The sequence below is a fragment of the Qipengyuania sp. JB2-7 genome (assembly GCF_055693485.1).
The window spans coordinates 904,514-925,261 of record NZ_CM146335.1 but is presented as its reverse complement, the minus strand read 5'-3'; the positions used below and the strand labels follow the sequence as shown (position 1 = coordinate 925,261).

At 56.7% G+C, this 20,748-nt stretch carries 30 protein-coding genes; 18 read left to right on the top strand and 12 right to left on the bottom strand.

Features of this window, described 5'->3' with window-relative positions:
- The first annotated feature begins 3 nt into the window (after positions 1–3).
- From glpD to galK, 4 genes are read left to right on the top strand one after another with little or no spacing between them, the layout of a single operon-like run.
- Complete coding sequence (gene glpD / locus ACZ1GM_RS04565; protein WP_472677960.1) at positions 4–981, top strand: glycerol-3-phosphate dehydrogenase; 978 nt, start codon at positions 4–6, stop codon at positions 979–981.
- Positions 941–1,513 (top strand): glycerol-3-phosphate dehydrogenase C-terminal domain-containing protein, encoded by a 573-nt coding sequence (locus ACZ1GM_RS04560; RefSeq protein WP_472677959.1) that lies wholly within the window; start codon positions 941–943, stop codon positions 1,511–1,513. Before glpD ends, ACZ1GM_RS04560 begins: the two co-directional genes overlap by 41 nt.
- A complete protein-coding gene (locus ACZ1GM_RS04555; protein WP_472677958.1) occupies positions 1,513–2,589 on the top strand; it encodes a galactose-1-phosphate uridylyltransferase in 1,077 nt (358 codons plus the stop codon). The genes ACZ1GM_RS04560 and ACZ1GM_RS04555 overlap by 1 nt, the downstream gene beginning before the upstream one ends.
- 2 nt (positions 2,590–2,591) lie before the next feature.
- On the top strand, positions 2,592–3,638 hold the full coding sequence (galK, locus tag ACZ1GM_RS04550; protein ID WP_472677957.1) for a galactokinase: 1,047 nt from the start codon (positions 2,592–2,594) through the stop codon (positions 3,636–3,638).
- A gap of 18 nt (positions 3,639–3,656) precedes the next feature.
- On the opposite strand, the gene ACZ1GM_RS04545 is transcribed toward galK, so the two are convergent.
- Both ACZ1GM_RS04545 and ACZ1GM_RS04540 read right to left on the bottom strand, forming a co-directional pair.
- A complete protein-coding gene (locus tag ACZ1GM_RS04545) occupies positions 3,657–4,340 on the bottom strand; it encodes a site-2 protease family protein (protein ID WP_472677956.1) in 684 nt (227 codons plus the stop codon).
- A 24-nt stretch (positions 4,341–4,364) separates the two neighbouring features.
- A complete protein-coding gene (locus ACZ1GM_RS04540) occupies positions 4,365–4,943 on the bottom strand; it encodes a thymidine kinase (protein WP_472677955.1) in 579 nt (192 codons plus the stop codon).
- A 170-nt stretch (positions 4,944–5,113) separates the two neighbouring features.
- Between ACZ1GM_RS04540 and ACZ1GM_RS04535 the strand changes: the two genes are divergently transcribed.
- Both ACZ1GM_RS04535 and ACZ1GM_RS04530 read left to right on the top strand, forming a co-directional pair.
- The gene (locus ACZ1GM_RS04535; RefSeq protein WP_472677954.1) at positions 5,114–6,706 is read left to right on the top strand and encodes an AbgT family transporter; all 1,593 of its coding nucleotides are present in this window, start codon (positions 5,114–5,116) and stop codon (positions 6,704–6,706) included.
- Between the two features lie 26 nt (positions 6,707–6,732).
- Entirely contained in the window at positions 6,733–7,344 is a 612-nt protein-coding gene (locus ACZ1GM_RS04530) for a YceI family protein (RefSeq protein ID WP_472677953.1), read from the top strand.
- Between the two features lie 9 nt (positions 7,345–7,353).
- On the opposite strand, the gene rbfA is transcribed toward ACZ1GM_RS04530, so the two are convergent.
- The 9 genes from rbfA to ACZ1GM_RS04485 form a co-directional block, all read right to left on the bottom strand.
- The gene (rbfA, locus tag ACZ1GM_RS04525; protein WP_472677952.1) at positions 7,354–7,761 is read right to left on the bottom strand and encodes a 30S ribosome-binding factor RbfA; all 408 of its coding nucleotides are present in this window, start codon (positions 7,759–7,761) and stop codon (positions 7,354–7,356) included.
- Entirely contained in the window at positions 7,761–8,126 is a 366-nt protein-coding gene (locus ACZ1GM_RS04520; protein WP_472677951.1) for a PaaI family thioesterase, read from the bottom strand. The genes rbfA and ACZ1GM_RS04520 overlap by 1 nt, the downstream gene beginning before the upstream one ends.
- A gap of 78 nt (positions 8,127–8,204) precedes the next feature.
- On the bottom strand, positions 8,205–10,706 hold the full coding sequence (gene infB, locus ACZ1GM_RS04515; RefSeq protein WP_472677950.1) for a translation initiation factor IF-2: 2,502 nt from the start codon (positions 10,704–10,706) through the stop codon (positions 8,205–8,207).
- Positions 10,707–10,727: 21 nt separating this feature from the next.
- The gene (locus tag ACZ1GM_RS04510; protein WP_472677949.1) at positions 10,728–11,528 is read right to left on the bottom strand and encodes a DUF448 domain-containing protein; all 801 of its coding nucleotides are present in this window, start codon (positions 11,526–11,528) and stop codon (positions 10,728–10,730) included.
- A complete protein-coding gene (gene nusA / locus ACZ1GM_RS04505) occupies positions 11,509–13,170 on the bottom strand; it encodes a transcription termination factor NusA (RefSeq protein ID WP_472677948.1) in 1,662 nt (553 codons plus the stop codon). Before nusA ends, ACZ1GM_RS04510 begins: the two co-directional genes overlap by 20 nt.
- Complete coding sequence (gene rimP, locus ACZ1GM_RS04500) at positions 13,170–13,748, bottom strand: ribosome maturation protein RimP (protein ID WP_472677947.1); 579 nt, start codon at positions 13,746–13,748, stop codon at positions 13,170–13,172. The genes nusA and rimP overlap by 1 nt, the downstream gene beginning before the upstream one ends.
- Positions 13,749–13,913: 165 nt before the next feature.
- A complete protein-coding gene (locus tag ACZ1GM_RS04495) occupies positions 13,914–14,288 on the bottom strand; it encodes a PilZ domain-containing protein (RefSeq protein ID WP_472677946.1) in 375 nt (124 codons plus the stop codon).
- 93 nt (positions 14,289–14,381) lie between these two features.
- Entirely contained in the window at positions 14,382–15,011 is a 630-nt protein-coding gene (locus ACZ1GM_RS04490; protein ID WP_472677945.1) for an AAA-type ATPase lid domain-containing protein, read from the bottom strand.
- Position 15,012: 1 nt separating this feature from the next.
- Positions 15,013–15,432 (bottom strand): sigma 54-interacting transcriptional regulator, encoded by a 420-nt coding sequence (locus ACZ1GM_RS04485; RefSeq protein ID WP_472677944.1) that lies wholly within the window; start codon positions 15,430–15,432, stop codon positions 15,013–15,015.
- Positions 15,433–15,600: 168 nt separating this feature from the next.
- On the opposite strand from ACZ1GM_RS04485, the gene ACZ1GM_RS04480 reads away from it, so the two are divergent.
- From ACZ1GM_RS04480 to ACZ1GM_RS04425, 12 genes are all read left to right on the top strand, one after another.
- Complete coding sequence (locus ACZ1GM_RS04480) at positions 15,601–15,753, top strand: hypothetical protein (protein WP_472677943.1); 153 nt, start codon at positions 15,601–15,603, stop codon at positions 15,751–15,753.
- 209 nt (positions 15,754–15,962) lie between these two features.
- Positions 15,963–16,748 carry a phage shock protein PspA gene (gene pspA, locus ACZ1GM_RS04475; RefSeq protein WP_472677942.1) on the top strand — a complete coding sequence of 262 codons (786 nt, stop codon included), beginning with the start codon at positions 15,963–15,965 and terminating at the stop codon, positions 16,746–16,748.
- Position 16,749: 1 nt separating this feature from the next.
- On the top strand, positions 16,750–17,058 hold the full coding sequence (gene pspB, locus ACZ1GM_RS04470) for an envelope stress response membrane protein PspB (protein WP_472677941.1): 309 nt from the start codon (positions 16,750–16,752) through the stop codon (positions 17,056–17,058).
- Positions 17,055–17,432: an envelope stress response membrane protein PspC gene (gene pspC / locus ACZ1GM_RS04465; protein WP_472677940.1), complete on the top strand. Its 378-nt coding sequence runs from the start codon at positions 17,055–17,057 to the stop codon at positions 17,430–17,432. Before pspB ends, pspC begins: the two co-directional genes overlap by 4 nt.
- 30 nt (positions 17,433–17,462) lie before the next feature.
- Entirely contained in the window at positions 17,463–17,771 is a 309-nt protein-coding gene (locus ACZ1GM_RS04460; RefSeq protein ID WP_472677939.1) for a hypothetical protein, read from the top strand.
- Positions 17,771–18,088 carry a hypothetical protein gene (locus ACZ1GM_RS04455; protein WP_472677938.1) on the top strand — a complete coding sequence of 106 codons (318 nt, stop codon included), beginning with the start codon at positions 17,771–17,773 and terminating at the stop codon, positions 18,086–18,088. Before ACZ1GM_RS04460 ends, ACZ1GM_RS04455 begins: the two co-directional genes overlap by 1 nt.
- The gene (locus tag ACZ1GM_RS04450; RefSeq protein WP_472677937.1) at positions 18,088–18,357 is read left to right on the top strand and encodes a hypothetical protein; all 270 of its coding nucleotides are present in this window, start codon (positions 18,088–18,090) and stop codon (positions 18,355–18,357) included. The genes ACZ1GM_RS04455 and ACZ1GM_RS04450 overlap by 1 nt, the downstream gene beginning before the upstream one ends.
- Positions 18,354–18,644 (top strand): hypothetical protein, encoded by a 291-nt coding sequence (locus tag ACZ1GM_RS04445; RefSeq protein WP_472677936.1) that lies wholly within the window; start codon positions 18,354–18,356, stop codon positions 18,642–18,644. Before ACZ1GM_RS04450 ends, ACZ1GM_RS04445 begins: the two co-directional genes overlap by 4 nt.
- 50 nt (positions 18,645–18,694) lie before the next feature.
- Positions 18,695–18,928, top strand: coding sequence for a hypothetical protein (locus tag ACZ1GM_RS04440; RefSeq protein WP_472677935.1), 234 nt, complete (start codon positions 18,695–18,697; stop codon positions 18,926–18,928).
- Positions 18,929–19,041: 113 nt separating this feature from the next.
- Complete coding sequence (locus ACZ1GM_RS04435; protein ID WP_472677934.1) at positions 19,042–19,461, top strand: SufE family protein; 420 nt, start codon at positions 19,042–19,044, stop codon at positions 19,459–19,461.
- Positions 19,458–19,823, top strand: a complete 366-nt coding sequence (locus ACZ1GM_RS04430) for a YbaN family protein (RefSeq protein ID WP_472677933.1) — start codon at positions 19,458–19,460, stop codon at positions 19,821–19,823. The genes ACZ1GM_RS04435 and ACZ1GM_RS04430 overlap by 4 nt, the downstream gene beginning before the upstream one ends.
- A 160-nt stretch (positions 19,824–19,983) precedes the next feature.
- The gene (locus ACZ1GM_RS04425; protein ID WP_472677932.1) at positions 19,984–20,388 is read left to right on the top strand and encodes a hypothetical protein; all 405 of its coding nucleotides are present in this window, start codon (positions 19,984–19,986) and stop codon (positions 20,386–20,388) included.
- Here the strand turns inward: ACZ1GM_RS04425 and ACZ1GM_RS04420 are convergent.
- Complete coding sequence (locus ACZ1GM_RS04420) at positions 20,381–20,734, bottom strand: hypothetical protein (protein ID WP_472677931.1); 354 nt, start codon at positions 20,732–20,734, stop codon at positions 20,381–20,383. The genes ACZ1GM_RS04425 and ACZ1GM_RS04420 overlap by 8 nt on opposite strands.
- Positions 20,735–20,748: the final 14 nt, after the last annotated feature.

Below are 20,748 nucleotides of genomic sequence, written 5' to 3'. Positions count from 1 at the left end.
ACTATGAGTTCAGCCACGCACTATGATCTGCTGGTGATTGGCGGCGGCATAAACGGTGCCGGTATTGCCCGCGATGCCGCCGGGCGAGGCCTGTCGACCATGCTGGTCGAGAAAGATGATCTGGCGCAGCATACCTCCAGCGCCAGCACCAAATTGGTCCATGGCGGCTTGCGGTATCTGGAGCATTACGAATTCCGCCTGGTTCGAGAGAGCCTTATCGAGCGAGAAGTATTGCTGAAAGCGGCACCACACATTGTCTGGCCGCTGCGGTTTGTCCTGCCACATGACAAAGGCCTACGCCCGGCTTGGATGCTTAGGCTGGGGCTTTTCCTTTATGACAATCTGGGTGGCCGAAAGCTGTTACCGGCTACAAAGAAGCTCAATTTGCGAAGCGCACCGCATGCAGACATCTTGGAGGACCGGCTTACCACCGGTTTTGAGTACTCCGATTGCTGGGTCGAGGATTCTCGTTTGGTCGTGCTGAATGCGATGGATGCGCAGGCACATGGCGCTGAGATCCGAACCCGCACGACGTGCACGCAGTTGGCCCGCGAGGATAATCACTGGGAAGCGACGCTGGAGGACGGCTCTGGCAAGATCGAGACAGTCACAGCAACCACCATTGTCAACGCCGCTGGCCCATGGGTCGATGCGGTACTTGGGCGCGCTCTACCTGAGGAAGCACACAACAACCTGCGCCTTGTGAAGGGTAGCCATATCGTCGTACCGCGTCTTTATGACGAGGATCATTGCTACATCTTTCAGAACGCTGATGACCGGATAGTCTTCGCGATTCCGTATGAGCGCGACTTCACGCTTCTGGGCACCACTGATGTTGGCTTCGATGGGGATCCTCAGAACATTGAGATCAGCGACAATGAGGTTGCTTATATCTGCAACGCAGTGAACGAATATCTCAAGACTGATATCGTGCCATCGGATGCTGTCTGGACTTATTCCGGTGTTCGTACCGCTTTATGACGATCAGGCGCGCGACAACTCCACGGTTACGCGAGACTATGTGTTTGAGCTTGAAGGCGGGAATGGCCAGCCAGCCATCCTTTCTGTGTTTGGCGGGAAGATCACGACCTATCGCAAGCTGGCAGAACATGCGCTGGAAAAGCTGGGTGACACAGGCATTGCCATGGGGCCAGCATGGACTCGCGACGCTTCTTTGCCCGGCGGGGAATTTGCACCGGGCGAGTTCGAAAAGGTGGTTGAAAACTGGCAAAGCAAGGCGGCATGGTTTCCAACCGAAGGGGTCAGACGACTTGTGCGCGCCTATGGTACCTGCGTTGATCAGATCCTGGGCGACAAGCAGGGACTGAATGATTGCGGCGTTCATCTGGGCGGCGATCTGTATGAGGCAGAGCTGCAATATCTGCGCGCCAACGAATTTGTTCAAAGCGCCGATGACCTGTTGTGGCGCCGCAGCAAGTTAGGCCTGCACCTGGATGACGAAGCCAAAGCGCGCGTTGTCGCATGGTTTGAAAATGCGGAACTACCAGCCTGATGGACGAAACCGTGCGCCTGCCTGATCTGGGTGAAACCGCCATTCACCGCCGCAGCTTGCGCAAAGCCGATGGCCGGATGCTGCATTTGTACGGCAACAGTGAGCATACGCTGCAGCTGCAATCCCAGAGCGCCGACCCCATTGCACAGGGCGGTGAGATCCGCCGCCATCCTTTGCGGCAAGAGTGGAATGTCTACGCCGCGCATCGGCAAAACCGGACCTTCAAACCATCGGCGGCTGACGATCCTCTGGCACCAACGCGTCCCGATGGACCAGAAACGGAAATTCCATTCGAGGATTTCGAACTGGCGATCTTCGAGAACAAGTTTGCCGCCTTTCATCCAAGCGCGACCAACGCGGAAGAACTTAGTGGCGTACCGACAGAGCCAGCAACAGGTGCCTGCGATGTTGTGGTATACGCGCCGGAGGCTAAGGGCAGTCTGCACACGATAGGACAGGAGCGACGCCTTGTCCTGATCGCGGCACTGCTGGATCGATACAAGGCGCTGTTCGAAGCAGGCTGCGAATATGTGTTGCCATTTGAAAATCGCGGCGATGAAGTTGGTGTGACGCTGCATCATCCGCACGGCCAGATTTACGGTTTCGCTCGCATTCCAGAGATACAGCAGCGCGCGATTGATGCGTTTGCGCAGGGGTATGACTTCGCAGCAGAAATCGATGCAGCAATGCCTGAGTATGGACTAGGCGACCGAGGCGGCGTCGCAGCCTTTGTCCCGCCATTCGCCCGCTTCCCCTACGAGGTGTGGCTTGCCCCGCGTGTCCGCCGCGAGGGACCGTGGGACTGCACGGGTGAGGAGCTCGAAGGGCTCGCTTATTGGCTTGGCGAAGTCACCCGCCGCTACGACGCCTTGTTTGAACAACCCGCCGCCACGATGATGGCCTTTCATGCGGCACCAAAAGGCGGCTCACCCAACTATCATTTCACGGTGCAATTTTATCCGCTTTTGCGCGCCAAGGGCCGGGTGAAGTACCTTGCATCCGTCGAGCAGCACACAGGCACCTTCACAGTCGATGTGATGCCGGAAACCGCAGCAGCGCAACTAAGAGAACTCTGAGAATGGACAGCGTACGTGCGATCTCGCCAGGCCGGGTCAATCTGATCGGCGAGCACACGGATTATAACGGCGGGATGGTGATGCCCGCAGCGTTATCCGTACACCTAGAAGCGCATATGACACCGCGCTCGGACAATGTAGTACGGATTAGTGCAGAACCATTCGGTATGCTTCACGAGCGGGAGCTTGATGAGGAAGCAGCAGACCACTGGTCAGACCCAGCGGTCGGTGCGTTGCGTGAGGCTCGCGCGCTGGGTCTCACCAATCATGGGGCGGACCTTTCCATTGCCTCGACAATTCCAGCTGGTGCAGGACTATCGTCGTCCGCAGCGCTAATTGTGACGGTGTTAAAGGCTGCGCGACAACTCGCCGGGTCAAATATGAGCGATACCGATATTGCTGTGGCCGCTCGGCGTGTAGAAACTGATTATATCGGTGTTCCTGTAGGCATCATGGACCAAATGGCGGTCGCGATTGCGCAGCCCGGACAGGCAATTGCGCTGGACACAGCGACCTTAGAATATCAGCTCGTCACTCTGCCTGAGGATATCTCCGTAGAAGTCATCCATTCAGGAGTGACCCGTCAGCTTAGCGATGGCCGGTATAAAGAACGCAAAGAGGAATGCGATGAAGCGCGCAAAGCCTTCGTTCGCGACGATATTTGCAAGCTTGACCCAGCAACAATCGAGGCGGCGGCGAACGTACCGGATGTGATCCGCCAACGCGCCCGGCACTGCGCAACTGAACATCGCCGGGTGATAGATGCCGTGAAGGCCCTGGCGACTCAGGATATTGCGACATTGGGCGCCCTGATGAATGCCAGCCACGCCTCAATGCGCGATGATTTTGAAATGTCGGTGCCACCGATCGATGCGCTAGTTGATGATGCAGTGGGATTTGGCGCGATCGGTGCACGGTTAACCGGGGGCGGTTTTGGTGGATGCATCGTCGCTTGTGTGTCCGAAAATCAGCGGGAGACGTGGCTCGGCGCACTCTTGGCAAAGCACCCAGAAGCGCGCTTTATCGACCGGATTGCTCCGGCTTTATAAGTCGGTCAGCTAAACAGGTTAGCCAAAGCCATATACTGTGTAATTGCCCAGTTCACAGGCGGGCCAATCGTCTTTTGCAATATGCCCCATTCCGGCGCGAACCAAGGTGACCGCGATTAGCCCGACAAACAGCAACATGCCAAACGGGCGCAGTTTCTCATAAATATGCACATAACGCCGAGGCATCGCGCCCTCCACGATATGCGACCCATCGAATGGAGGTATCGGCAAAAGGTTGAAAACGCCCAGAAAGATATTGATCAGCAGGAAATAGAACAGGCCTTGAGCGAGCGGCGACGCCTCGTCTGTCATGCCAAAGCCCGCCGCTGAAAAAACTTCGTCCGTCATGCCCGTCACGCCAATAATGATTGCGCCAATGGCGGCGAGTGTAAAATTCATGATCGGGCCAGCAGCAGCCACCGCCATCATGCCGAAGCGGGGGTTTTCCAGTCGGTTCTTGTCGACCGGAACCGGCTTTGCCCAACCAAAAATCGGCCCACTAAACAGCGCGAGTGCCCCCGGCACCAGCAATGTACCAACCGGATCGACGTGGCGGAGCGGGTTAAGACTCAAGCGATTACGCTCTTTCGCCGTCGGATCACCCAGCGACAGCGCCGCCCAGCCATGCGCGACCTCGTGAAATACAATCGCGACAATGAGGCACGGGATCAGAATGGCGGCGAACAGGAGGGTGTCGTTCATTGCCAGTAGATAGGGGCTTGGGTGCTAACTAGCCAGAGCCTCGCTAAAGTGTTTTCTGCACAGCGCGATGTAGCGATCGTTGCCGCCAATCTCGGTTTGGGCGCCTTGCTTCACCGCTTTGCCAGCCGCATCAACGCGCAAATTCATAGTCGCCTTGCTGCCGCAATGGCACACCGCTTTCAGCTCGATCAGCTTGTCAGCAATGCCCAGCAGCGCTGCCGAACCGGGAAACAACTCACCCTGAAAGTCGGTTCGTAAGCCATAGCAGAGGACAGGAATACCCGCCTCATCGGCGATCCGCGCGCATTGCCACACCTGATCATTTGTAAGGAACTGCGCCTCATCAATCAGCACACAATCAATTGGCGTTTCAGCATGATCGGTCACCACACGATCAGCGATGTCTGTATCGGTCCGGAAACGGTGCGCATCGCTGGCCAACCCAATCCGCGAACTTATAGCGCCAAAACCTGGCCGATCATCAAGCGCTGCTGTCCATAAAGAGACACGCATATCCCGCTCGCCATAATTGAATGCGGTTTGCAACAGGGTAGAGCTCTTCCCCGCATTCATGCTGGCAAAATAGAAATAGAGCTTGGCCATGCAGGTTGACTAACCGTCCCAACGACACCGCGCCAGATAGCTTGTTGATTAATCCCCTTAGTCAGGATCGTGACAGGCACCCTGCGCAATGCTAGCTCACCTATCCGGGTTCAATTGATAGCGGGGAAATCGCATGGCATCGGTACGCAGACGCGACCAAGAACGAAGGCATGACAGGTATTTTGGGCTGGGTCGAACGCAGCGGTAACAAGTTGCCTGATCCCGTTTTCCTATTCTTCTACCTTATTCTTGCACTGGTGATCCTGTCGCAGGTGCTCGCGATGCTCGGCGTTTCCGCCTTACACCCCACCAGTATTGACGAGGCGACCGGAGAGCCTTTGCGGATTGAGGCCGTCAGCCTGCTGGCAGCCGACAATATTCAGCGCCTATGGGTCGAAATGCCCAAAACATTCACGCACTTCCATCCGCTGGGTTATGTGCTGGTGGTGATGCTCGGCGCGGGCGTTGCCGAGCGCTCAGGCTTCTTTGCGGTCGGGATGGCCAGCGCCGTCAAAAGCGCGCCAAACGCCCTGCTGACGCCAGTGGTCGCACTGGTTGCGATGATCGGCAACCACGCGGCGGATGCAGGGTATGTCGTTCTGATACCGCTCGCTGGTATCTTGTTCGCCGCCGCTGGCAGACACCCGATGGCGGGCATAGCTGCGGCTTTTGCTGGCGTGTCAGGTGGGTTCTCTGCCAATATCTCTCCGGGGCAACTCGACGCACTGCTTTTTGGCATCACAGAGGAGGCAGTCGGTGCGAGCGCCCTCGACCCAAGCTGGACCGGGAATATCGCAGGCAACTGGTATTTCATCGCAGCGATGACCGTCGTTTACCTTCCGATCATTTGGTATGTGACTGACAAGATTATTGAACCGCGCTTGGGCGCATGGACGGGCGGCGCATCGGCGGGCGCAGACGGAGACAACCCCGATCCAACCGCTGGCGACGACACGCTCGCCGCGAAGGCCCTACGTCGCGCAGGACTAGCTGCGCTGGTAGTTGTGGCGCTGTGGGTGCTGATGTTGTTCGCGCCCGGAACTCCGCTAATCAATGAAGCGGCGTGCCTCGCGGAGGATGGATCCCGGGTGGCAGACTGCTCAATCCACGCTGAGTTAGATCCATTCTACAAGTCACTAGTTGCGGCCTTCTTCCTGCTTTTCCTGTTGGTTGGCTGGGCGTATGGCCGCGCGGTCGGGACGATAAAGAACCACCGCGACCTGGTGAACATGATGGCGGAAAGCATGAAGGACATGGGGTATTATCTTGTCCTTGCCTTCGCCGCGGCGCATTTCGTTGCGATGTTTGGCTGGTCCAACCTCGGCCTGATTTCCGCAGTCCATGGTGCAGATGCGATACAGTCGACCGGATTGCCGCTACCACTCGTCCTTGGTCTAATGGTGATCTTCACCGGTCTGCTCAATCTGTTCGTCGGTTCTGCAAGCGCCAAATGGGCATTGCTGGCACCGATCCTGGTGCCGATGCTTATGCTGCTAGGGATCAGCCCGGAAGGCGCGACCGCAGCGTACCGCGTGGGCGACAGTGCTACCAATATCATCACCCCGCTTATGGTCTATTTCCCGCTGATCCTGGTGTTTGCACAACGCTGGCAGAAGGACTTCGGTATCGGCAGTCTCACTGCAATGATGCTGCCCTATTCGGTCTGGCTGCTGATTTCGGGAACCGCCCTTATCGTCGCTTGGTTCTATCTGGGCATCCCGCTGGGGCCGGATGCCCCGGTGTCTTATAGTCTGCCCGGATAGCGCGCTCGTAACCGGAGCATGACAAGATGCGAACAGGTAGAGAAGCTGGGATCATCCGGCAAAGGATCAACATGCCTTTAAAACGCCTGTTACTAATGCCGATCATCGCCTTGTTCGTGTTGGGCAATGCGCCGCTCACCTATGTGCTGGATGCCAGCGCCAGCTCTCTGTCAGCGAAAGTGCCGTTCTTTGGCCTGTCCAGCAAAACCGCGACCTTCCCCCAAGTGACCGGGTCTGTCTCCATCACACCTGACCGGTCCAGCGATGCCTTGATCGATGTCACCATCGACGCGAATGCCCTTACCGCACCTGATAAACTCACACTGGAGCGGCTGCGCGGCGAGAAGTTCTTCTGGGTCGAGAAATATCCGACCGTTCGGTTTGTGGGCACGCGGCTCACGATGAAAGATACGTTGTCCGGGACCGTGTCCGGGCAGCTGACAGCGCGCGGCGTTACCCGATACGAAACACTGTCGGTGACTTTCAATGCCCCACCCGAAAGTGCCCCCGCCGGACAAGCAATTGGCATAACCGGCAGCATGACGATCAATCGCCGCGATTATGGCATGAAGAGCTATCAGCTTATTGTTGGCAAGAATGTTGAAATACGCATGAAAGCACGGATGGTGCCGAGCTAGGCCGAGGCTTTAGTCTTCGTCGGGATGGCCTAAATCGCGCGCAACCTTCGGATCGCGGAGCAGATTCTCAATCCGGTCTGCCTCATCAAAACTTTCATCGGCACGAAACTTCAGCTTCGGCGCAAACTTGAGGCCCAGCCGCTTGGCGACTTCGCGCTGCAGATAGGCTGTATTCTGACGCAACGCTGTGATCACTTCATCTTCTTCCCGTCCCAGCAGCGGCTTCACATAGGCCGTCGCATTGCGCAGATCGGGTGTCATGCGCACCTCAGTTACCGCGATGTTGGCCGCGCTGACCACATCGTCATGCACTTCCTGCCGCGCCAGAAGCTCTGACAGGATATGCCGCACGCGCTCGCCCACCTTGAGGACGCGGACTGAGTGCTGCTCGGCGGTGAAGTCTTGGCGTCGGGCCATCACATACCTCCGGGTACATCGGTCGGAAGCGCGGTTGAGGTCGCGCGGGCGAGTAGTTTGCCCTCCGCCTCATCATACAGCTCCCCTTCTAGGAAAACCACGCGGCGACCATGCTTGATCACGCGCCCCTTGGCGATGATCGGCGCGAGCGGGACCATGGAAACGAAGGTCAGGTTCATGTCGAGATTGAGAGGCAGCTTGGTGACATGCTCACTCCCTTCCGTGACCGCAAGCAGAGCACCGCCCATTACCTCGTCAAGAAACCCAGCAATCAACCCGCCCTGCACTGCACCGCGCGGAGACGCGAAGCTGGGAGGCGGCGTGAAACGCGTGGTCAGTTCGCCATTGTCCACATCGAAAGACACGAATTCAGATCCCATCAATTCGAGTAGAGGGTGAGCGCTGTCCTTGGTAGATTTTGGTCATGCGCTACCCCCAATTGGCTAAAGCGTCCGCTCGCGCTCCTCGACTTCGAAGACCTCAAGCTGATCGCCAGCCTGAATGTCATTCGTATCGGCCAGAACGACACCGCATTCGAGCCCTGCGCGGACTTCATCGACGTCGTCCTTGAAGCGGCGCAGCGACGCGATTGTCGTCGCCGAAACGATAACATCTTCGCGGGTGAGACGGGCATGGAGACCCTTGCGAATAACGCCTTCCTCGACCAACAGACCGGCGGCCTTGTCGCGCTTGCCCGACTTGAAGACCTCTTTGACCTGCGCACGGCCAACAACGTGCTCGATCCGCTCTGGACCAAGCTCGCCAGCCATTTCTTTCGCGATCTCGTCAGTCAGGTGATAGATAACGTCATAATACATCATCCGTACCTTTTCTTTCTCGACCAGCTGACGTGCTTTGGCATTGGGTCGCACGTTGAATCCGATGATCGGGGCGTTTGATGCCGCCGCGAGCGTCACATCGCTCTCCGTGATCGCACCAACGCCTGCGTGCAGGACGCGGACCTTGATCTCGTCATTGGAAAGGTTGTGCAGCGCGGTGTTGATCGCCTCTACCGAACCCTGAACATCGGCCTTCACCACTACGGGGAATTCGATGACATCGCTGGCGAGGTTGTTGAACATCGTATCGAAGCTGGTCGGCGCGAGCGCAGTACGCTTCTCCGTCGCCTTCTCCTGGCGATATTGCGCTACTTCACGCGCCCGCTGTTCATTCTCAACCACGGTCAGCTGATCGCCCGCTGATGGCACGCCGCCAAGGCCGAGCACTTCGACCGGCATGGATGGGCCAGCTTCTTTAATTTGCTTACCCTGGTCATTGACGATTGCACGGACTTTGCCGCTCTCCGTACCTACGACGAAGGTATCGCCGCGTTTCAGCGTACCGCGCGTGATCAGCACGGTGGCTACCGGGCCGCGACCCTTATCAAGCTGTGCCTCAATCACAGTCGCGTCCGCGTCGCGGTCAGAGCGTGCTTTCAATTCGAGCAATTCCGCCTGCAGCGTGATCTGTTCAATCAGATCGTCAAGACCATCGCCTTTCAGGGCGGAAATCTCGACATCCTGAACATCGCCGGAAAGCTTCTCAACGATCACTTCATGCTCAAGCAAGCGATTGCGGACATTGTCCGGGTTCGCCTCTGGCTTGTCCATCTTGTTGATCGCGACGATCATCGGAACGCCAGCGGCTTTTGTATGATTGATCGCTTCGATTGTCTGCGGCATGATGCCGTCATCAGCCGCGACAACCAGCACCACAATATCAGTCACATTCGCGCCGCGTTGCCGCATTTCGGTGAATGCGGCGTGGCCCGGCGTGTCAAGGAAGGTGATCTTCTGCTTGTCTTTGGTGGTGATCTGATAGCTGCCGATATGCTGCGTAATGCCGCCAGCTTCACCCTTGGTGACATTGGTACCGCGCAAAGCGTCGAGCAGGCTGGTCTTGCCGTGATCGACGTGACCCATGATCGTGACGACCGCGGGGCGTGGTTCCAGCGTTTCTTCCGGATCGGTATCTTCGGTGGTGTCGATATCGACATCCGCCTCTGAAACCTTCTCGATATTATGGCCGAACTGCTCAACCAGCAGCTCAGCAGTATCCTGATCAATCGTCTGATTGACGGTGACCATCATGTCGAGATTGAACAATTCCTTGACCAGATCCGCGCCCTTCTCGCCCATACGCTTGGCCAGTTCACCCACCGTGATCGCTTCCGGCACGATAACGTCGCGAACTTGCTTTTCACGGGGCGCAGACGGGCCACCTTGCGCACGGCGTTCTTTCTCACGCGCACGTTTAAGCGCGGCGAGCGAACGCGCACGACGCCCTTCGTCCTCGTTAAGGGCTTTGGTAACGGTCAACTTGCCCGAACGGCGTTTGTCGGGGCGCTGAGCGGTGCGCTTGTCTTCTTTCTTTTTCTTTTCCGGACGCTTCGGCTCTGGACGAGCCACTGGAGTAAACTTGCGCGCAGCAGGCGTCGGTGTGCCTTTCGCCTCCTCGGTTGAGGCCGCTTCACCCGTAGCGTCGGCCTCTGTTGCTGCCTTGGCTTCCTCCGCTGCCTGACGCGCAGCCTCTTCCGCAGCAGCTTCCTCAGCCTTGCGGTTGTCTTCAGCTCGCTTTTTCTCGTCCTCAGCGGACTTCTTGGCCTGTTCATCCTCGCGCTTGCGCGCGTCCTCGGCCAGCTTAAGGCGCTGTTCTTCCGCCTCGAGCTCAAGACGCTTAACGCGTTCTTGCGCCGTTTCTTTAGGAGCAGCCGGTTTCTTCGGTGCCGCCTTTGGCTTTTCCGCCGCAGGTGGCGGCGGCGGTGGTGGTGGAGGCGGCGGAGGTGGCGGCGTTTCGCCAGGCTTCAAGAGCTTGCGGCGACGCTTCACCTGAACCTCGACCTTATTGGTGCGGCCATGGCTAAAGGTCTGCTTGACCTCGCCAGCATCGACCGCACGTTTAAGGCCCAACGGTTTACGGGCAGGTTTTTTTGGTTCGTCGCTCATTCTAGCTCGTTAGTCCTTCATTCAAATCTTGTCGTCCAGCTGATGGGCCTTTTTCGGCTCATCAGCGTTCGTCGGCGGTTCTATACCTCCGATAAAATTGGTCAGGCGCGATAGCGGCCCCATCACACGATCGACGGCTTTATCCCCGCTACCGCGATCCAGCACGCCAATATGGACGACGTTCTCGCGGCCCAATGCCACAGACAGAGCCATCCGGTCCAGTGGCAAGCGCAATCCGCGCGCTCCCGAACCTTCCTGATCCGTACCCACTCGCCATGCTTGGTCGAGTTTGCTCATGCCATCTTCGCTCGCGTCACTGGCATGACACAGCAGGCCAACCTGACCTGCCCGAGCACTGTCGGCAATGCGCTGACTACCCATCAATAGCGAGCCAACGCGCAGTTCAAGTCCCAAGCGATCAAGCAGAATGCGGGTCAGCGCCTGTTCAATCATATGGGGCAGGTCATCAGATATTTCGAGTGCCCCCGTTTTGAAGGCACGCGACAGCGCCGCACGTAGCTTGCCGTCAGCAATCGCAATCTCTAACCTCGCACGTGACACTCCGATCCAGGCGCCCCGCCCCGGAGCCTTGGCCTGGACATCAGGCAGGACCATACCGTCAGGTGATAAAGCCAACCTGACAAGCGCGTCGCGATTGCCAGTTTCGCCGGTCAGGACGCATTTGCGCTCTGGCTGAGCTTTCCCCTTATGGTTTTTTAGAGGGCGACCGCTATCGGGGCGAACTCTATCGGGCTCGGAAGTCCGTGCCTGAACCGTATCAACGATGTCGGAACTTACGCGCTCATTGGTCGGAGTCCGCATTGGCGGCCTCCTGTGTTTCAGGTCCGGCTGCGTCTACTACCGGCTCCTCATCTTCAAACCAGTGCGCACGAGCAGCCATGATGATCTCATTGCCTTGCTCTTCGGTTAGGCCATAATCGCCTAGCACGCCGCCTTTATCCTGCTCACGCTGCGATGGACGCCGCATTGGCGGGCCACCCTCGGGCGAGTTACGGCGACGTGGTGCTTCGCGTTTTTTGGCGATCAGCTCGTCTGTAGCGAGGTCAGCAAGGTCATCGAGCGTCTTGATCCCCGCTTTACCCAAAGTGACCAGCATGCCTTCGTTGAGGTGTGGCATTTCGGCCAGATCATCTTCAACGCCCAGTTCGCGGCGTGCCTCGCGGTGTGTGGCCTCTTGGCGATCAATCGCTTCCTTGGCGCGGCTTTGCAGCTCTTCCGCCAATTCCTCGTCAAAGCCTTCAATACTCGCCAGTTCTTCTAGAGAAACATAAGCCACTTCTTCGAGCTCCGCGAAGCCCTCTGCAACGAGCAACTGAGAGAGTGTTTCATCGACGTCCAACTCTTCTTCGAACATCTTCGAACGCAGCGCGAATTCCTTGCTGCGTTTCTCACTCGCCTCTTCGTCAGTCATGATGTCAATCTGATGACCGGTCAGCTGGCTCGCCAGACGTACGTTTTGACCGCGGCGACCAATGGCCAGGCTCAACTGGTCATCAGGCACCACAACTTCGATGCGACCATCTTCTTCGTCCAAAACCACGCGACTGACCGTTGCCGGCTGAAGCGCGTTGACGATGAATGTCGCCGTATCTTCTGACCACGGGATGATGTCGATTTTCTCGCCTTGCAATTCCTGCACGACGGCCTGAACGCGGCTACCCTTCATACCGACGCAAGCACCGACCGGATCGATTGAGCTATCGTGGCTTATGACACCGATTTTCGCACGGCTGCCCGGATCACGCGCAGCGGCCTTGATCTCAATAATGCCGTCATAAATTTCGGGCACTTCCTGAGCAAACAGCTTCTTCATGAATTCTGGGGCACCGCGGCTGAGGAAAATCTGCGGACCGCGATTGTTTCGCTCCACCTTGGTAATAAGCGCTCGGATACGTTCATTCGTGCGGATCGCCTCGCGCGGGATCTGCTGATCGCGGCGGATAACGCCTTCGGCGCGGCCCAGATTGACAATCACGTGGCCGAACTCGACCGACTTGATAACACCGGTAATAACTTCACCGGCACGATCCTTGAACTCTTCAAACTGACGCTCGCGTTCTGCGTCGCGGACTTTTTGGAAGATAACCTGCTTCGCGCTTTGTGCGTCGATGCGGCTGAGATCAACCGGGGGCAGCGGATCGACAATAAAATCGCCCAGCGCAGCACCCTCTTCCAGCTTCTGAGCCTGCTTCAGATCGACTTGCTTGAAGTAATCCTCGACCTCTTCAACAACCTCGACAACACGCCAGAGACGCAGATCACCGGTTTGTGGGTCAAGCTTTGCCCGAATATCGTTTTCCGCACCATACCGGTTACGGGCAGATTTCTGAATCGCCTCTTCCATCGCTTCAATGACGATCGACTCATCAATCATCTTTTCCGATGCAACGGATTTCGCAATTGCAAGCAGCTCTGCCTTATTGGCGGAAATTGCACTGGCCATTAGGTATCAGCCTTCTCTTCTTCGTCTTCTACAATGTCATCGGCACCAGTGGTGTCGAGTGGTTTGGTTGCGGCAATCAGCGCATCGGTTAGAACGAGCTTCGCCGCATGAATGGCATTGAGTGGAAAAGCAATGGTACCATGCTTTGCGTCCTCAATTGTAATTGTGTCGCCTTCGATCCCGATAAGTTTGCCGCGAATGTTGCGATGACTTCCTTTTTCATTGGCGACTTTTTCAGCCAGAGACACCTTGGCCTCATGCCCAGCCCAATCAGCAAAATCCTTTGCACGCGTCAGTGGGCGATCAATACCTGGCGAGGATACCTCAAGATGGTATGCGCCCTCAACCAATACCTCACCCTGCTCTTCCAGAACATCCATGCGCTCAGAAACAGCCCGCGACAAAGCAGCACACTGCTCAATCACAAGCTGACCCGTTGCCGGGTCCTCCGCCATGATCTGCAAAGCTTCGCCACCATCTCCAGCTTCTGATGCCATCATCTTTACGCGCACGAGATCAAATCCGAGAGCCTTCGCCTCCGGTTCAATCACTTCAACAAGGCGCGCAATATCGGCCATCAGCTCTCCAAAAACGTACACCACTATTGTGACAACAGAGATATGTGCCAGCCCCTTTCGGCGCCAGCCCCTCAGTGTCTCAACAATGTCGGGATGACGGGCAGATAGGCCGCCTGTCAGGAGAATGCAAGCGTGTATCTGTTCTCGCCCTCTCGCGGTTTACGACTACCGCCCGTTTACCCAACTCCGGGCGTATTCCAGCCGCTCATTGGATGAACGTGACAGCTGATGCTGGAGCAGTTCGTGATATCGCTGCCGAAAATCGAGAATGACACCGTCATCCAGTGTCTGTTCAAACTGAAGTCCACAAAAGCTCCGGCTGCGCCAGACAACTTTGCCAAACGCCTCCACCTTGTCGATTAGAAGCACGCACCAACTACCCACACGCGGTGGTTGGGGAAGACACAATCGTGCGCCGCCATTGGACAAATCAATGATCTCGCACCGGACAGCCCCCGACACCATATCGAGCGTGCCCTCCAGGCCAAGGCGCAACCGCCCCTTCACTCGGCGGCCAGCGATGGATTGGATCTGCGTCATGCCATTGGGCTGACAGACTTCGGGAAAGATATTCCAGTAAGAGCGTTAGGGCCAATTACCTAACCGCGCATAGCATGCGGGATATAGCGAGCCTCACTCGTCCTCTTGCAGCAAACCGTGCTTTTTAATGCAATGCCGAAGTTGATCATAGCTCAACCCCAACGCCTTGGCCGTCTGCCTTTGGTTCCAACGATGCTTACCCAAAGCGTGTTCAACAATCGCTCTCTCATGCGCATCGACCGCGCCGCGCAAATCATTGATCGTTTCAAATTCCTGAGCAGGGACTGTGCCAGCATCTTGTGCCATTGATCCGTTCGCCGCACTCGCCGCCTGATTTTGCGCAGCTTGCCGTTTCGGACTGAACGGTTTCCACGGGCTATCGAACGGATCGAACTGCGCGTGCGCAATCGGCGCGCCCCAATCATCCCAGCGATAAACGGCCCGTTCCACAACATTGCGCAGCTCGCGAACATTTCCAGGCCAGGCATATTCATCGAGTTCTGTCGCTACATGCGGCGCAAAACCAGGCCAGCTTTCCCAGCCAAGTTCAGCCGCCATGCGTCGCCCGAAATAGTCCGCCAGCACCTCTATGTCACCGTCGCGGACGCGCAGCGGCGGCAAGGTAATCACTTCAAAACTCAGACGGTCAAGCAAGTCCGCCCGAAACTCGCCACGCTCCGCCAGACGGGGCAAATCCTCGTTTGTCGCGGCGACGATCCGCACATCAACCTGAATCGGTCAGACTGGAACCGATCGGCGTCACTTCACCATATTCAACCGCGCGCAACAGGCGTTCTTGCGCCCCCATCGACAGCGTGCCCAGTTCGTCGAGAAATAGCGTGCCTTTATCGGCTTCTTCAAAACGCCCGGCGCGTTGTTTGGTAGCACCTGTGAACGCACCAGCCTCATGGCCGAACAATTCCGCCTCAATCAGGGTTTCGGGCAACGCCGCGCAATTCATGGTGACAAGCGGCTCTCCCCAGCGGGAGGACAAACGGTGAAGACGCTCGGCAATGAGTTCCTTGCCGGTTCCGCGCTCACCAATGATGAGCACCGGGCGCTGCATGGGTGCCGCGCGGCTGGTCCGCTCTACAGCGTCGAGAAAGGCGCCAGACTGCCCAACGAACTGATTCTCCCGCTCCATGCCCAAGATATAGGGAAATTTCCCATATCTTGGCAAGAATTACTATTGCGCAAAATTGTGTAAAATCGCAATCATCTGATAATAAACGATTTTATGTTTTTGGCACACCCCTTGCTGAATACGAGACAACAGCAATTCGGCATTACGCCAAGAATGAGGACCAAGACTATGTACGATCGCAGCTTCTTCCGCTCAACCCTCGGGCAAGCAGCGCTTGTGAGCATCGCCGCGATGGTGACTTTCGTCGCGCTGAGCTCGCAAATCATGATCAGCACGCCAATGGTTCCGGTCGCTTCAAACCAGCAGGTTGAGCTCGCGTGAGCAAACCAACCAAACATACTTCTGGTTTTGCCCCCCAATCCCAGAGCAAAGGTTCAGGGCCGGAGTCTCACTCCCCCAACAGTCCCCACAGCGCTACCCCAAGCGCGAACGAGACTCCGGCCCGCCCCAAATCAGCTAAGAATGAGACATCGAAACAGACTCGCAAAGAAGGCCCGCGTCTGTCACGTGTAGATCTAGAAGTGGAACGTATGCGTCAGTCACCAACACCGACACGATCATCGGGACAAGCACGCGACCCACTCGATCAAGTCGCCGATTTCTTTTCCAATGGAGCACCCTTGATGGGAATTTTCAGCCGTACTCGCGATATCATCGCCGCCAATTTCAATGACATGCTGGATAAGGCGGACGATCCGACCAAAATGATCCGGATGATCATCCTCGAAATGGAGGAAACACTGGTTGAGGTCCGCGCCAGCGCGGCCCGCACAATCGCTGATCAGAAAGAAATGCATCGCCACACGGTCAAGCTGGATAAACTTCAAGCTGACTGGGGCGAGAAAGCTGAACTGGCTTTGTCCAAGGATCGCGAAGATCTGGCCCGTGCCGCTCTGGTTGAGCGCAAGAAGGCAGCCGATATGTCGGACCAGCTCAAGCAAGAGATTGCCGTTCTCGATGATGCGCTGCGCGCTTATGAGCAGGACATCGCCAAGCTGCAAAACCGTCTGCGCGAGGCACGTAGTCGCCAGACCGCCATCGCGGCGCGGCTCGAAAGCGCAGAAAACCGCGTCAAGCTGCGCACCGTGATGAGCACAGAGCGTACAGACGAAGCCGTCAGCCGCTTTGACCAGTTGGAGCGCCGCGTCGATTACGCGGAAGGCGCCGCCGAAGCGCTGTCGATTGAAGGCAGCAGCGGCGCACCAAGTCTCGCCGATGAAATTGCCGCCCTTGAAGGCGCCGATGCCATCGATGACGAGCTGGAAGCGATGAAAAAATCACTCGGCAAGGCCGACACAAGCAAGAAGGACCGATGAAATGTCTGACGGTATGATTGCCATCTTTATTGTTGGAATGCTGTTTATCGGCCTCCCTTGGGTCATCCTGCACTATATGACCAAATGGAAAACCGCCGCCACCATCACAACAGATGATGAGGTACTGCTCGAAGAGCTTTATAACCTCGCCAAGCGCCTTGATGAGCGGATGGACACAGTCGAACGCCTCGTGGCTAGCGACAACCCGGACTACAAGCCGGCGCGCCTTTTACACGACAAAGAAGTCGATAATCAGCAATTGCGCGAGCTGGAGAACCTGCTCGCCGAAACCAAAGGAGAAAAGCAGTGAATTCCCCCCGCACTACGCTTTACCGCGACAAACAAAATGCCAAACTAATGGGCGTTTGTTCGGGCATCGCTGATTACACAGGTGTCGAAACTCTGTGGGTGCGCCTGGGCCTGATATTCCTGACTTTCGCCGTAAGCGGCATGACCATTCCGCTCTATTTCATCGCCGGACTGCTGCTGAACAAGAAACCGCCACATCTTTACAGAGAAGCGGACGAGGAAAAGTACTGGCAGCGCGTCCGGCAAAACCCAAAGCGCAGCGCCCGCGAAATCCGCTCCAAAATGAAGGATGTGGACCGCCGTCTGGCCGAAGTGGAAACCTTCTACGTCACCAGCAATCCGCGCCTCAACGCCGAAATTGAGCGCCTGCGCTAAACACCACAACCTTCAGGGAGGACTGCACACATGGAAGGCTATCTCGCCCTCATGATCCCGATCATTGGCGTATCGATCCCGATCGTCGCGATCTGGGCCAAGCACAAAGAAAAAATCGCCTCGATGCAGGTCAATACGACCGCTCAGGCGACCGCCGAAAGGGCCGCACAGTATGCGAGCCAGGTACAAAAGCTCGAAGATCGCGTCCGTGTGCTCGAACGCATCGTTACTGACAAGGGCTATGATGTTGCGACGCAAATCGACGCGCTACGTGACACTAGAGACGTTGAAACGGACAGCGGTGTGCCGCTGGATGTGAACAGCGCGGAGAAGGTGTGATGTTCCCCTTCGGCGAAACCGCCATCATCGTAAGCGTCGGTTTCATCACGGCTGGCTGGATCTTGAATAACTGGCTACGCATGAAGAATGGCTATCCGCTGGAAAATAGCTGGGGCAAAGCCATCCACCCGCACAATGATCAGGCCAAAGAGCGTGTTAAGCTGCTCACGCAAGAAAACGCAGAGCTTCGAGCAGAACTAGGCTCGCTCAAAGATCGCCTTGGCAATGTTGAGCGGATTGTCACCGACAGTGGCTATCACCTGACCAGCGAGATTGAGAGCCTGCGCGCCAGCACCAAAGACAAGGACGTTAACTGATGTTTGGCGCCGACACATCGCTGGTGATCGACGCCCTGCAAATTGCCGCAATCGCGGTGGCTGCAACGGCGGCGGGTACTTGGCTGATTATGCGCCGCAAGGGGAAAGATACGACGGCAAACATGCCGGATGCGCCGAGGTCAGCTGCTGGATCGTTGGAAGACAGAGTGCGGGTACTTGAGCGGATTGCGACGGATAGCAGCGCTGAGCTGGCCGACGAAATTGAGGCTTTGCGAAACAACTCAACAAATAGGGAGAGGGTACAGTGAGTTTTTGGACAGCCGCAGTCATTGTTGTTGCGATTTGGGGATTGGTCCAATTGTACACGCGTCGGCATGACAAAGAGATGGGCATCACGCGTGATGAAGACGGCAATCCCGTTTTCGCCCCGCCCAAGGACGATGACGCTGCACGCCGCGAAATCGAGGAATTGCGAGAGCGGATCAAAGTGCTGGAGCGTATTGCCACGGATAACAACTCCATCGACGCCCAGGAAACGAAACGGATCGCAGCAGAAATCGACGCCTTGCGCGATGAAGAGAAGAGTAAAAAGTAGAGGCATTCAACCCGCCAAAAAGCGAGCATTTGACGAAAGGTCACGAAGAAATGTTTGAACCGACTATCATCATCGCAGCAACTTCGCTGATCGGATTGGTCGTCACGGTTGCGGCGCTGCTGCGCGGCTGGCAGGGCTGGCTCGCTCTCAAAGAGCGCGAACTCAACCATCACAAGGCCGATCCAGAGCAAGGATCGTCAATGGGCGCCGCGCGGATTGAGCTTTCCGACCTTAAAGAGCGGATTAAAAAGCTCGAAGCGATCGCGAGCGGGGTGGATTTGTAGGCCATACTGCCTATTTCCGGTCATGCTGAGCTTGTCGAAGCATCGTCCTTTTCAGCAAACTGGTCTCACAAGAAGTGCGACCCTTCGACAGGCTCAGGGTGAACGGAGCTCACGTGCGCAGCCTACAAGATATTGCCGAAGAATACGAATTCCTTGAAGGTGATGAGCGATATCGCCTTTTGATTGAGCTGGGTCGAGACCTTGAGCCCATGCCAGATCCTCTCAAAACCGATGCCACTCTGGTGCGCGGCTGCTCTGCCGCCGTGTGGGTCTACCCCACTGGCGATACGTCGAAACTGCACTTTATGGCTGATAGCAATGCCGCGATCACGAAAGGCATTGTTGCACTGGTCATCGCCGCAGTTCAGGACAAGCCAGCGAGCGAGGTCGCGTCGCTTAACATCGCAGAAGCGCTCACCCCGTTTGATTTATCAAATCAGCTTTCCTCAAACCGCACGCAAGGCGTGCCCAATATGATTGCGCTGGTCCAAGAACACGCCAGCCGGATTGCGAACGATGCCACACCTGCTTGATCGCGATACTTAAGATGCGCCCGCTCTATCTTGTTGGCGGGATCACTTCAGTTGCATTGGGCGCGATCGGCGCGGTTTTGCCGATCATGCCGACGGTGCCATTTCTGCTGCTGGCAGTATTCTGTTTCGCGCGCAGCAATCCAGTTTGGGAACAGAAAATTCTCGACCATCCGCATTGGGGGTCACAAGTGCGCGAATGGCGGGAACGCCGAGCCATACCGCGCCGCGCAAAGATCATGGCGATTGGCGCGATGACAGCAGGCATCGGGTTCACCTGGTTCACCCTTGGCGCTCCGTGGATTTATGTCTCCATCGCAATATTGGTCATTTGCGGCACGTGGATTGCCACACGCAATGAATAATGCTGTCTGGTCGGCATGATGTCGTTTGTTCAAGAAGCCATTGCGGATGCAGACCTTGCAGACTGGGTGACTGTTACCGCTTATGGCTTGGCGGTACCGTGCTGTGTTGGCGAGCTGCCAAGAGCGAATATGCTGCTTCACATCCAAACGAGCGCTGGGTGTGGCGACTGGCGATTCCGCCATGCTGTTTCTTGGCATAAATGAGCTGCTGGATCTCCAAACGCTGCTCACCGCGATCGGTAAAACGCACGCGCAGGCCAGTGGATGGTATGCAGAAAGGCGACAGGTTCAATATGTGTTCGTGGTCGGCCTAGCCATGGTTGCGGTCCTCGCTGGTGCCTGGCTGTGGTGGATAGCTCGGAGCATGGCAAAGGCCGTCAGAGTGGCCCTGCTCGGCTTCGCTTTTATCGGCGCTTTCATCGTCTTGAGAGCCGCTTCATTTCACCACGCCGACGAAATTCTCGGTAGCGGCTTTCGAACCTTCAACGTCGGTTCACTTCAAGAACTGTTCGGGATCGGTCTGATTACGATAGCGGCGATTGTTTACTCACGGCCAGTCAGGTGACACGCCGCATGGAGAAGCCGCCGCTATATTGCGGCAATGTCCATGTGCCCGAAATCAGATTGCCACTCGGCTCTACGTCGCCCTGATATTCAACCGGCGCGGCATATTCTGAACCCAGATCCACGAGGTAAGTCTTGGTGAAAGCAATTGAGACGCCGTCATGTCGCCCCACGATTTCGGCCTTCGCCTCAAGGTCCTCGTTAATATGAGCCTCGACAACCAAGCCGGAAATCTCGCCACCTTTGTCACTGATCCGCGCTCTAAACTCGGTTTCGCCGGCATCAAGCGAGGATGAGTAATTGAAGCTACCTTCCCACATGCCTTTAAGATTAATCGGATCAGTCATTCACGCATCCCCCC